The following is an 11,667-nucleotide window of genomic DNA, read 5'->3' as shown; positions in this document are numbered from 1 at the left end:
ACCTCCGTGTGGGCTCCTCGTGCTCACGCGTCCACCTCGAACCGCCGCAGCGCCTTGAGCTGGAGCATCGCGAACGCGAACACGATCATCGTGAGGACGAGCGCGATCGCGGTGCTGTAGCCGTAGCGTCCGGAGACGAAGGCTTCCTTGTACATCAGCAGGGACAGCGTTTCCGTCGCGTACCCCGGCCCGCCGCTCGTCATCACGAAGACCTGGTCGAACATCTTCAGGCCACTGATCAGGGTGAGCGACATCGCGATGGAGGTCGCCGGGATGAGCAGCGGGAGCGTGATGTGCCGCAGTCGCTGCCACCGGGACGCACCGTCGAGGTTCGCGGCCTCGAGCAGGTCGGCAGGCACACCTTGCAGCCCAGCAAGATAGATGACCATGGTGAGCCCGGCGTGCTGCCAGATGACGACGGCGATCACGCTGCCCAACGCGAGCGAGGAGTCGCCCAGCCAGTTCTGCGCGAGCCTGTCCGGTCCGAACGAACGAAGGGCGCCGTTGAGTGGGCCGCCCGGCGTGAGGATGTACTGCCACAGGAAGCCGATGACGACCGGCGGCAGCAGCGCGGGCGCGAAGAACAACGTACGCAGGATGTTGCGGCTCACGAGTGCCGAGTGCAGGACGAGGGCGAGCGCCAGACCGAGGAGCGTCTGAACGACGGTGGTCACCGCCGCGATGACCAGCGTGTTCGTCAGCGCGCCCACGGCCTGCCTGGTCGCGAGCAGTTCGGCGAAGTTGGCGAAGCCGACGACATCCGGGGCGCCACGCCGACCCGCCCAGTCGGTGAAGGCGTAGACGCTCCCGGATGCCGTGGGATAGAGCACGACCAGCGCGTAGATCGCCAACGCCGGAAGGACGAAGCGGTACGGAACCTCGCCTCGCTGCCGGCCTCGGCCCCGGCGCGGCCGATCGGGAGTCGCCGGCCGTGGCTTCTCGGCCGGACTCCCAGTCGCGCGGTCGAGCTCCACGCTCATGGGGTGATGACGACGAATCCAGGCCCTCGCCGGTTCGTCCGGTGATTCCCCGGCGGCGCGGTCACGGTGTCCCCTTGTCGTAGTCCGCGTCCATCTGGGTGAGCAGTTCCTTGGTGGTGATCTTGCCGTCGAAGAGTTCCTGCCCGGACTGCAACAGCGTCTGCTGGGTGTCGCCGTTCGGCCAGAGGTAGTTGGCGAACGGCGCGGTCCGGCCCTCGTCGATCAGTGGCAGGACCGGTTGCAGCGCGGTCTCCCCGAGGTCGACCTCGACGTCGAGGCCGGGGAGCACGCCCAGGGTGGTGGCATAGGTCTCGACGTTCTCGGGCTTGGCGAGGAACTCCAGAAAGTCCTTCGCCGCGTCCACGTTGTCCGATGCGGCGTTGACCGCCATGAAGTCCGGCGCGAGCGGAAGATGCGTGTCGGCCGCGTTGTCGGTCGCGGGCAGGGCGAAGACCTCGAAGTCCTCCGCGCCGTTCTCGGCGTAGCCGTAGAGCTGCGGCAGACCGCCCGACACCATGAGGATCATGGCGGACTCACCCGTCGCCACCGACTGCATGCCCTGGTCGAACGGAATGCCCAGCGACCCGTCGCTGAAGTAGCCCGCGTCGCGCAGGGACAGGAACTTCGCGTACACGTCGTTCCACGGCTTGTTGTCGACGAAGTCGACGGTCCCGGCCGCCATCTGTTCGTCGAGGTCGGGGTTCTCCGCGTAGACGAGCGTGGCGGCGAGGGCGTACATCCAGAACTGCAGGTAGATGCCGTCCTGCAGCGGTGTGGAGATGGGCGTCACACCGGCCGCCTCGAGCTTGTCGCAGGCCGCGAGCAGTTCGCTCCACGTGGTCGGCACCTCGACGTCGGCGTCGGCGAAGACCTTCTTGTTGTACGCCATGATGATGGCGTTGCGGCTCACCGGGAAGGCGAGCGTCCTGCCGTCGACGGTCGCGAGCGCGGCGGTGTCGTCGGGAATCGCGTCCACCCAGGAGGCATCGGACAGGTCGGCGAGTTCCGCACTGCCGAGCACACCGGCCGCGACCGGGCTGCTGTATCCCGGCGAGACCCGGAGGAGGTCGGCGGCCGTTCCGGAGGTGAGCTGGATCCTGAGCTGTTCGTTCAGCTCGGACGTCTCGGCCGAGGAGATGTCGACGGTGGTCCCGGAGGATCTTTGGTACGCCGCGATGAGTTTCGCCAGGCCGGTGTTCTGCTCGGTGTTGACATAGGCGGTCACCTTGGCACCACCTGCGCCCTTGCCCGGCCCGCCCTCGCCACCACCACCGCCACCACCGTCGTCGGTGTTGACGAAGCCACAGCCGGCGAGGGCGATCGCGAATCCCAGCGCCAGGGCGCCGAACCTGGCGGGGGCGCTCGAGGTCCGGCCGCGCCCGGCGGAAGAGGCTCGGGCGAAGCCGCCAGCCACTACAGCGTCATTGCTGCTCATGGATATCCCTTCGTCCTCACACGTGGGTCGAGGTGACGCTGTCCTGCGGTGTCCCTGGTGTGCCGGGATCCCCCGGCACGACGGCGCCCGCACGCCGAAGTCCGTCGTGGATGGCCTCGATGGGCACGTCCTGCATGCGTACGCCCGTCTTCGCCGACAACGCCGCCATCGTTCCGGCCGCCTGCCCCATGCCCATGCACGACGCCTGGACGCGGTAGGCGGAGTTGGCGGCCTGGTCACCGCAGACCGGCCGGCCGGCGACCGCGATGTAGCCGTGGTCGCGCGGAATCATCGCACCGCGCGGGATCGTGGGGAACGTCCCGACCGGCAGCGGGCGGATGTCGATGCCGTCACCGTCGGGGCGGTGGACGTCGATCGGATAGAAGCTGTAGGACACCGCCTCGGGCCAGCGCCGGCCGGTGAAGTAGTCGGCCTCGGTGATCCGGTCGAGCCCGTCGATCGTGTACGTCTCCCGCACGCCCGTCTCGATCGCCCACGCATCGACTCGTAGACCGGCCAGGCCAGGTTGACGTTTGAGGAACGTGAAGATCCGCATCATCGCGCGGCGGCCGGCGAGTTCGGCGGCGGTCTTGGCGGCACTGGTGCCAGCGCCCACGCCGGTGACGTGGATCGCGTTCTCACCGCCCTTGCGGAGAAACTTCTGGATCGGGTTGGATGCCATGTCCTCGGGCAGGAGCGAGCCTTCGGCCACCGCCTCGTCGTACGCACGAGCCAGCGCGGCATAGTCCAGGTCGTCGCGGTCGTAGCCACCCAACCGGATGATCAGCGTGCCGGGTTGACGGTGGGGATTGGTCAGGCGGCGGAGTCCGGCGAGAGCAACGACGTCGGCGTCGCCGGTGCAGTCGACGAGGCGTGCCGCCCGCGTGTGCACCAACCCCTCCTTGGTGCACAGCGTGACGTCCCAGTGCGTACCGCACCAGGTGACCTCCCCGATCATCGTGTGCAGCAGCAACTCGACTCCTGCACCGGCGACGGTCTCGTCGATGACCGCGGCATAGATCGCCGGAGTCACCGGAACCTGTAGCTTGAAATGCGGAAGCTCCCAACGCGAGAAGTCGGGGAGGTCGCGGCCGGCGATCTCCACCGACCGCCGCACCATGTCCCAACCCACGCCGGCGATGATCTGGCGCCCCCAGGCATGGAACAGCCCGGGGAGGGCCACCGCGGCGACCGTGGTCGTGCCACCGAGGGCACCGTTCTTCTCGACGAGCAGGGTGCGGGCGCCGGCAAGGGCGGCGTGGATCGCGGCGGGACACCCGGCCGGGCCGCCGCCGACGACGATGACGTCGTAGGCGTCCCTCATATGGCGTCCACCGCAGCTGCCGGGCGCGGGGCGCCGAGCAGAGCTGACAGTTCGCCCGCGGCTCTCACGACGGCCGTACGCAGGGATTCGTCGTGGGCGGGCGTATGGCGGACGGTGGGATAGCCGATGCAGACCGCGGCGACAGTTTCGCCGGTGTGGTCACGGACGGGCGCAGCCACCCCGCACACCCCGGGGACGTCCTCCTCGATGTTGGTGGCATAACCGCGGGTGCGTACGTCGGCGACGAGGGTGGCCAGTTCCGCTCGGGTGCGCGGTGGGCGACCGTCGTCCTGCCAGGGAGCGCTCTCGAGCATCCGCTCCCGGTGCTCGTCGCTGACGCCGGCGAAGAGGACCTTCCCCGCGGCGGTGCGGTAGAGCGGAACGGCCACCTCGTCGGTGAACCGTGCGGTCGTGGGGTTGATGTTGAGCAGCTGCCGGCTGACAAGTACGGAGATGTCGACGCGCTGGGTGTCCTTGAGGATCGCGAGATGGACCGTCTCGTTCGTACGTTCCCACAGGTCGCGAAGGATCGGTGACGCCGCGGAGGAAAGATCGGTCTGGGCGAGGTAGATCCGGTTGAGCTCGAAGAACCGCGCGCCGAGGAAGTAGTGGCGGGTGCCCTCGTCCTGGCGGAGCAGCCCGTGGGTGACCAGGGAGGCGAGGAGGGTCCGGGCCGTGGACGCGTGCAGCCCGAGGAGGCCGCTCAGCGTCTTCAGCGCGATGCCGCCGGGGCCCGCCTTGGCGATGACCTCGAGCATCGCGACGCTCCGGTCGATGGCCTGGATGGACGTCCGGCGCAACGCCATGGCGATCTCGCCGGCGACCGTTCCAGGCTCCTCAGACGGCACGGGCCTCAGCTCCTTCGATCCCCTTCATGCCTGGAACGACAGTCGCTCGACACCTCGTTCGGACGCCCCCAGTCGCCCGAACGGCCCGTCGCGCGAGACCCGGACCACACAGTGGTGCGCAGCGCAGGACGCCGGCGGCCTGATCGTTCGAACGCCCCGTGGTCGTTCGACATTATCGAACGGAGTCCTACACTGCGGTGCGCGCAGATTACCGGGACGCAGTGGTCGGCAGCAAGCAGATGACCCGCGACGACTCGCCCAACACACGTGCAGCCGCTTTCGCCAAGGGCCGGCAAAGCCTTCGATAATCCGTTGTGAGTGAGCTGCTCACTCAGTTAGCGTCTGCGCGTGTCCTTCGCACAACCGTCGCCGGCCGGCCAGCCACCGCCGCGCCTCTCGCAGCAGAGACCGCCCAGGTCATCGGCGACTCCGCCGGCGGGCTCTTCCGCATCGCCGCCGACCACCCCGCCGGCGCGACCCGCCGCACCCGAGGTCGCCCCACGCGGCGAGGTGCCCCGCCGGCAGCACCCGGGACGCGCCCGGCCGATGTCACCGGAGGATCGCCGCGCGGCGCTGATCGACGCCACCATTCCGCTGGTGGCGACGCACGGGTCCAACGTCACCACTCGACAGATCGCCGAGGCGGCTGGCATCGCCGAGGGAACAATCTTCCGCGTCTTCCCCGACAAGGCCGCCCTCATCCAGGCGGCGCTGACGGTCGCGCTCGACACGGCTCCCCTCCTCGACGAGATCGGCCGCATCGACCTTGACCTGCCGCTGTCCGAACGCATGACCCGGCTGACCGGCATCCTGCAACGACGGCTGATCCAGATCATCGGCCTGATCACCGCCGTCGGAATGCACCATCCTCCCGACGACGTGGAGGCGCACCGCGCGAAGGTCCGCCCCACCAACGAGTTGATCCACGAGGCGATCGCCCGCGTCCTTGAACCCGACCGGGACGAGCTCCGGTGTTCACTGCACCATGCGGCACGACTCGTGCGGCTGGTGACGTTCTCCGGGTCGCACTTCATGATCACCGACGGCGATCTGCTCACTCCCGAGGAGATCGCCGCTGTCCTCCTGGACGGCGTACGCCGCCACCACCCACCCGGAGAACATCGATGTTGATCCGCCTGCTTAGTACCTTCCTACGACCGTACGCCCGACCGCTGGCGGCGGTCGTACTCCTGCAACTCGTCGGGACCATGGCCTCGCTCTACCTGCCGAGCCTGAACGCCGACATCATCGACGACGGCATCGCCACGGGCGACACCGGCTACATCGTCCGGACGGGCGGCTGGATGCTTCTCGTCACGCTGGTGCAGATCGCCTGCTCGATCGCCGCGGTCTACTTCGGTGCCCGCACGGCGATGAGCTTCGGCCGGGACGTGCGTGCCGCGGTCTTCGAGCGGGTCGGGACGTTCTCCGCCCGTGAGGTCGCGCATTTCGGTGCCCCGTCACTCATCACGCGCAACACCAACGACGTGCAACAGGTGCAGATGCTCGTCGTCATGACCTGCACGATGCTCGTCATGGCGCCGATCATGTGCGTCGGTGGCGTGATCATGGCACTGCGCGAAGACATCGGCCTGTCGTGGCTGATGCTGGTGAGCGTCCCGACGCTCGTCGTCGCCACCGGCCTGATCCTGCGCCGGATGGCCCCTGCGTTCCGCGACATGCAGACCCGGATCGATGCTGTCAACCGGGTGTTGCGCGAGCAGATCACCGGCATCCGCGTGGTTCGTGCGTTCGTCCGTGAACCTCATGAGACACAGCGGTTCGGCACTGCCAACTCCGAGTTGACAGATACCGCGCTGCGGGTCGGCCGGCTGATGGCGATGATCTTTCCCATTGTCATGCTGGTGTTCAACGCGTCGAGCGTCGCGGTGCTGTGGTTCGGCGCCCTTCGAGTCGACGCCGGTGAGATCCAGATCGGCGCTCTCACCGCGTTCCTCAACTACCTGGTCCAGATTCTCATGTCGGTGATGATGGCGACGTTCATGATGATGATGGTTCCGCGCGCGGCCGTGTGCGCCGAGCGGATCGCCGAGGTGCTCGACACCGACTCCTCCGTAGTCCCGCCGGCGACTCCGGTCACGGACGTACGCACCCGCGGCGAGTTGGAGCTGCGCAACGTGCAGTTCCAGTACCCAGGTGCGGACGAGCCGGTGCTGCGCGACGTCTCGTTCCGCGTATCTGCCGGCACGACGACCGCCATCATCGGCAGCACCGGCGCCGGCAAGACGACGTTGCTGTCGCTGGTGCCGCGGCTGTTCGACGTCACGGGCGGTGCTGTGCTGGTGGGCGGCGTCGACGTGCGCGAACTCGACGAGGACCTGCTGTGGAGCCGGATCGGGTTGGTGCCGCAGAAGCCGTACCTGTTCACCGGCACGGTCGCCAGCAATCTCCGCTACGGCAATCCTGACGCCACCGACGACGAACTCTGGGCGTTCCTCGAGATCGCGCAGGCCCGCGACTTCGTCGAGGCGATGCCGGACGGCCTCGAATCCCCCATCGCACAAGGGGGTACGAACGTCTCCGGCGGACAGCGGCAGCGCCTCGCCATCGCCCGGGCGCTGGTCCGGCGGCCGGAGATCTACCTGTTCGACGACTCGTTCTCGGCACTCGACCTCGGCACGGACGCGCGCCTGCGCGCCGCCCTGCGCCCGGTCACCGCGGACGCCGCCGTCGTCATCGTGGCGCAGCGGGTGTCGACGATCCTCGAGGCCGACCAGATCGTCGTGCTCGACGACGGGGCGATCGTCGGCGTCGGCCGGCACGCCGAGCTCCTCGACTCCTGCCAGACGTACGCCGAGATCGTGGAGTCCCAGCTCACCGCTGAGGAGGCCGCATGAGCGCGAGGAGCCCCCACGCAGGTACGCCGAGGAACGAGGTGTGCCGGAGCGAGGCACCGCAGCGGCCATGCGAAAGGAGACCAGCATGAGCGCGAGGAGCCCCCACGCAGGTACGCCGAGGAACGAGGTGTGCCGGAGCGAGGCACCGCAGCGGTCATGCAAAGGGGGCACGGCATGAGCGCGAGGAGCCCCCACGCAGGTACGCCGAGGAACGGTGAAGGTGTGAGTGAGAACGGAAGCAAGACGGTTCCCGGCCGTCTGCCGGAAGCAGGCCAGCGCGCCCGCTCGGGTGGGCCGCCCTGGATGGCGGCGGGGATGCCGGCCGAGAAGTCGATGAACTTCGTACCGTCAGCCAAGCGGCTGCTCGGGCGACTCCGCCCGCAACGGCTTCAGCTGGCGGCCGTGATGGCCCTCGCCCTCGTGAGTGTGGCGTTCAATGTCATCGGACCCAAGATCCTCGGTCACGCGACCGACATCATCTTCGAGGGCGTCATCGGCAAGCAGCTTCCGGCCGGAGTCACCCAGGAGCAGGCCGAGCAGGCCGCACGCGCGAGCGGGAACGACGAGTTCGCGAACCTGCTCTCGGGCATGAATGTGGTGCCCGGCGCCGGCATCGCCTTCGACCGGTTGGCAGCGGTGTTGCTGCTGGCGATGGGGCTCTTCGCTGCCGCGAGCCTGCTTGCCTGGTTGCAGGGTCACCTGTTGGCCGGCGTCGTGCAGAACGCGATGCTGGCGTTGCGCGCCGACGTCGAGGACAAGCTCAACCGGCTGCCCCTTCCGTATTTTGACAAGCAACCACGCGGTGAGCTGCTGAGCCGGGTGACCAACGACATCGACAACATCTCCCAGAGCCTGCAACAGACGTTGAGCCAGCTGCTCACCTCGCTGCTGACGGTCATCGGCGTCCTGGTCATGATGTTCGTCGTCTCACCGCTGCTGGCCGTGATCGCGCTGGTGGCGGTGCCGCTGTCTGTCCTCGTCACCCAGCAGATCGGGAAGCGTTCCCAGAAACAGTTCATCGCGCAGTGGACGCACACGGGGACGCTGAACGCCCAGATCGAGGAGGCGTTCACGGGGCACGAGCTGGTGAAGGTGTTCGGCCGCCACCGTGAGGTGCAGGCCACGTTCGCCGCCAAGAACGAGGAGCTGTTCAAGGCGAGCTTCGGGGCGCAGTTCATCTCCGGGATCATCATGCCGACGATGATGTTCATCGGGAACCTCAGCTACGTGGTGGTCGCGGTGGTCGGCGGCCTGCGGGTCGCGTCGGGTGCGATGACGCTCGGCGACGTGCAGGCGTTCATCCAGTACTCCCGGCAGTTCACCCAGCCGCTCACGCAGGTCGCGTCGATGGCCAACGTCATGCAGTCCGGAGTCGCCTCGGCAGAGCGGGTGTTCGACCTGCTCGACGCCGACGACCAGACTCCGGACCCGGCCGAGCCGGCACGCGACACCGTGCGCCGGGGCCGCGTGGAGTTCGAGCGGATCTCCTTCCGGTACGCACCCGACAACCCGTTGATCGACGACCTGTCCCTGGTGGCGGAGCCCGGCCACACGGTCGCGATCGTCGGGCCGACCGGAGCCGGCAAGACGACGCTGGTCAACCTGATCATGCGGTTCTATGAGCTCGACGGCGGTCGGATCACCCTCGACGGCGTCGACATCACCGCGATGCGGCGGAGCGAGCTGCGCGGGGAGATCGGGATGGTGCTGCAGGACACCTGGCTGTTCAACGGCACGATCCGCGACAACATCGCGTACGGCCGCCCGGGGGCGAGTGAGGAGGAGATCCTCGCCGCCGCCAGGGCGACGTTCGTGGACCGGTTCGTGCACAGCCTGCCCGACGGCTACGACACCGTGATCGACGAGGAAGGCAGCAACGTCAGCGCGGGCGAGAAGCAGCTGATCACGATCGCGCGGGCGTTCCTCGCCGATCCGTCGCTGCTCATCCTCGACGAGGCGACGAGCTCGGTCGACACCCGCACGGAGTTGCTGGTGCAGCACGCCATGGCGGCGTTGCGGTCGGACCGTACGAGCTTCGTCATCGCGCACCGGCTGTCCACGATCCGCGACGCCGACCTCATCCTCGTGATGGAGCACGGCCAGATCGTCGAGCAGGGCACGCACGCCGAACTGCTCACGGCCGAGGGGGCGTATTCCCGGCTCTACAACGCGCAGTTCTCGCAGGCGCTCGTCGACGTCGACGCGGAGGTGATGGAAGCGGGCGCGGGTGCCGGCGGTGCCGCCCTCGCTCCCCGATGATCCCGCCTGGGCCCTCTCGCCTCGGCAGATGTGGGCGGTCATCCCCCGCAGCGACGGGACACCACGTCGAGGCGTTCGAGCTCGGTAGGCGTGAGCCGGATGTCCATCGCACCTGCACTCTCCGTGGCGTGATGGGGCTTCGAGGCGCCCGGGATCGCCACTACCGTGTCGCCGTAGAAGGTGATCAGCCAGCTGAGTGCCACCTGTCCTGCCGAGGCCCCGTGCGCCTTCCCGATCGCGCGGAGCTCCTCGATGAGGGGAGCCGTGCGGGCGAGCTTGCGGTTGCCGTGTCCGACCGCCATCCGGCGCATGACGGGAAGCGACCGCGCCCTGGCCGGATCGTCGTGGAACATGCCGGTGAGGATGCCCATCCGCAGTGGTGCGTACGCGATCAGCGACACGCCGAGCCGGCCAGCGGTCTCCAGCACGCCGTTGCGTTCGACATCGCGGTGAAGCAGGTTGATCTGCACCTGGTTGGCGGCGAGCGTTATTCCGTACGACCGCAGTAGTCGACTGGCCTTCTCCATCTGCCGGGCGGAGAAGTTGCTCACCCCGACCGCCGAGACCTTTCTCTCCTCCGCGAGCTTCGCCATGGCGTGCACCTGCCTGGACAGGGAGGACACACTTCCGTACGGCATGTGGATCTGGTGCAGGTCGATCGGGAAGCCCTGCAACGATGCCAACCTGGCGTCGACCGTGCGGGTGATGCTCGACGCTGTGCGCGCCAGCGGTGCCCACTTGGTGGCGATCACGACCTCGCCGGGTTCGATGCCGCACCCGCGCAAGGCGGTCGTGAGTGAGCGTTCCGACCGGCCCCTGCCGTACATCTCGGCCGTGTCGAACCAGGAAATCCCCGCATCGAGTGCGGCCCGGACGACCGCATGGACGGCCGTCTCGGCGAGGACTGGATAGAACCCCTCGACGAGGCCCGAGCCCGCGAACTGCATGCAGCCGAGCCCGATGGGCGTGATCTCGAGCTGCGTCGTACCCAACCGTCGCTTGTCCATAGTCACGTCCCTGGTCGTCTTCGCGGTTCGCGAGCACCTCGCGTGAGACATCACTGTCTCAATCACAGGCATCGATGTCAAGAATCGAGACGTCGCGATAACATCCGGGGATGGTGAAGAAAGGTCGCGCCCTGCATGATCACGTCGCCGCCGGGATCCTCGAGTCGGCGGCGGTGGCGTTCGCTGAGCGCGGCGAGGCGGTGCCCATGGCCGAGATCGCGCGGGCCGCGGGCGTGGGGCGGGCCACCCTCTACCGCTACTTCCCCACCAGACACGCACTCCTGCAGGGATTGGCGGAGGCGGGTGTCGAGGAATTGGGCGAGCGGATCGCCGACGCCGAACTCGACACCACCCCGGTGCAGGAGGGAATCGCCCGCCTGACAAGAGGAGTCGTCGCGGCGGGGAGCAAGTACGCCGTCCTCGCGCAGACCGGGAAGAAGCACGTCGAAGACGCGGCCGAGTTCGATCGCCGGATCAACCAGCCCGTGCGTGACCTGCTCCGCCGAGGCATCGACGACGGCAGCCTTCGCGACGACCTTCCGGCAGACGTTCTCTTCGCGATGTACACCGGGCTGTTGGAAAAGGCGCTCCAACTCGTGATCCGGGAGCAGTTAGGGGTCGAGCGGGTCAGCGCCGCAGCCGTCAGCGTGTTTCTCGACGGAGCGGGATCCCCCCGTCAGTGAACGCCACGGGGGTGCCGGGTCAGCGGTCTCGACGGCCGTGCGACTGGGTCCGGTGCCGTCGCCTCATCCGGCGAAGATACTGCCCGGCCCGACGCTGCCGAATCTCGTCCAGCTTTCGTACGAGCGGATCCGAGAACGCTTCGTAGTAACCGATCTCGGCGGCGCTGACCTCTCCGTCGTCGACGACCTTGCCCAGCACAAGCCGATCCTGGTCGAGGGGAGGTACGGGACCCACGTGCGGACGCGATCCGGCGTCGTCGTGATCGGGCATCG

General features: G+C 68.1%; 10 protein-coding genes. 4 read left to right on the top strand and 6 right to left on the bottom strand.

The window, feature by feature from the left end; translation table 11 throughout:
* Positions 1 to 23: 23 nt before the first annotated feature.
* The 4 genes from ABN034_RS07955 to ABN034_RS07940 all read right to left on the bottom strand — a co-directional run bounded on the left by ABN034_RS07955 (position 24) and on the right by ABN034_RS07940 (position 4,587).
* Positions 24 to 980, bottom strand: a complete 957-nt coding sequence (locus ABN034_RS07955; RefSeq protein ID WP_349690340.1) for a carbohydrate ABC transporter permease — start codon at positions 978 to 980, stop codon at positions 24 to 26.
* A 61-nt stretch (positions 981 to 1,041) separates the two neighbouring features.
* Positions 1,042 to 2,415: an ABC transporter substrate-binding protein gene (locus ABN034_RS07950; RefSeq protein WP_349690339.1), complete on the bottom strand. Its 1,374-nt coding sequence runs from the start codon at positions 2,413 to 2,415 to the stop codon at positions 1,042 to 1,044.
* A gap of 16 nt (positions 2,416 to 2,431) precedes the next feature.
* Entirely contained in the window at positions 2,432 to 3,739 is a 1,308-nt protein-coding gene (locus ABN034_RS07945) for an FAD-dependent oxidoreductase (RefSeq protein ID WP_349690338.1), read from the bottom strand.
* Entirely contained in the window at positions 3,736 to 4,587 is an 852-nt protein-coding gene (locus ABN034_RS07940; protein ID WP_349690337.1) for an IclR family transcriptional regulator, read from the bottom strand. The genes ABN034_RS07945 and ABN034_RS07940 overlap by 4 nt, the downstream gene beginning before the upstream one ends.
* 546 nt (positions 4,588 to 5,133) lie before the next feature.
* Between ABN034_RS07940 and ABN034_RS07935 the strand changes: the two genes are divergently transcribed.
* The 3 genes from ABN034_RS07935 to ABN034_RS07925 all read left to right on the top strand — a co-directional run bounded on the left by ABN034_RS07935 (position 5,134) and on the right by ABN034_RS07925 (position 9,704).
* The gene (locus tag ABN034_RS07935) at positions 5,134 to 5,718 is read left to right on the top strand and encodes a TetR/AcrR family transcriptional regulator (protein ID WP_349690336.1); all 585 of its coding nucleotides are present in this window, start codon (positions 5,134 to 5,136) and stop codon (positions 5,716 to 5,718) included.
* Complete coding sequence (locus ABN034_RS07930) at positions 5,712 to 7,445, top strand: ABC transporter ATP-binding protein (protein WP_349690335.1); 1,734 nt, start codon at positions 5,712 to 5,714, stop codon at positions 7,443 to 7,445. The genes ABN034_RS07935 and ABN034_RS07930 overlap by 7 nt, the downstream gene beginning before the upstream one ends.
* Before the next feature lie 174 nt (positions 7,446 to 7,619).
* Positions 7,620 to 9,704 (top strand): ABC transporter ATP-binding protein, encoded by a 2,085-nt coding sequence (locus tag ABN034_RS07925; protein ID WP_502878984.1) that lies wholly within the window; start codon positions 7,620 to 7,622, stop codon positions 9,702 to 9,704.
* Positions 9,705 to 9,742: 38 nt separating this feature from the next.
* Here ABN034_RS07925 and ABN034_RS07920 read toward each other — a convergent pair whose 3' ends face one another.
* Positions 9,743 to 10,711, bottom strand: coding sequence for an aldo/keto reductase (locus ABN034_RS07920; protein ID WP_349690334.1), 969 nt, complete (start codon positions 10,709 to 10,711; stop codon positions 9,743 to 9,745).
* Positions 10,712 to 10,821: 110 nt separating this feature from the next.
* Here ABN034_RS07920 and ABN034_RS07915 point away from each other — a divergent pair, with 110 nt between their 5' ends.
* Positions 10,822 to 11,394, top strand: coding sequence for a TetR/AcrR family transcriptional regulator (locus ABN034_RS07915; RefSeq protein ID WP_349690333.1), 573 nt, complete (start codon positions 10,822 to 10,824; stop codon positions 11,392 to 11,394).
* Positions 11,395 to 11,413: 19 nt separating this feature from the next.
* On the opposite strand, the gene ABN034_RS07910 is transcribed toward ABN034_RS07915, so the two are convergent.
* Positions 11,414 to 11,665 (bottom strand): hypothetical protein, encoded by a 252-nt coding sequence (locus ABN034_RS07910; RefSeq protein WP_349690332.1) that lies wholly within the window; start codon positions 11,663 to 11,665, stop codon positions 11,414 to 11,416.
* Between the last annotated feature and the right edge of the window lie 2 nt (positions 11,666 to 11,667).

The organism is Actinopolymorpha sp. B11F2, from assembly GCF_040195635.1.
In the GTDB taxonomy this organism is placed as follows: domain Bacteria; phylum Actinomycetota; class Actinomycetes; order Propionibacteriales; family Actinopolymorphaceae; genus Thermasporomyces.
Note: the sequence above shows the minus strand (reverse complement) of the source record. Positions and strands in the feature narration are given on the sequence as shown.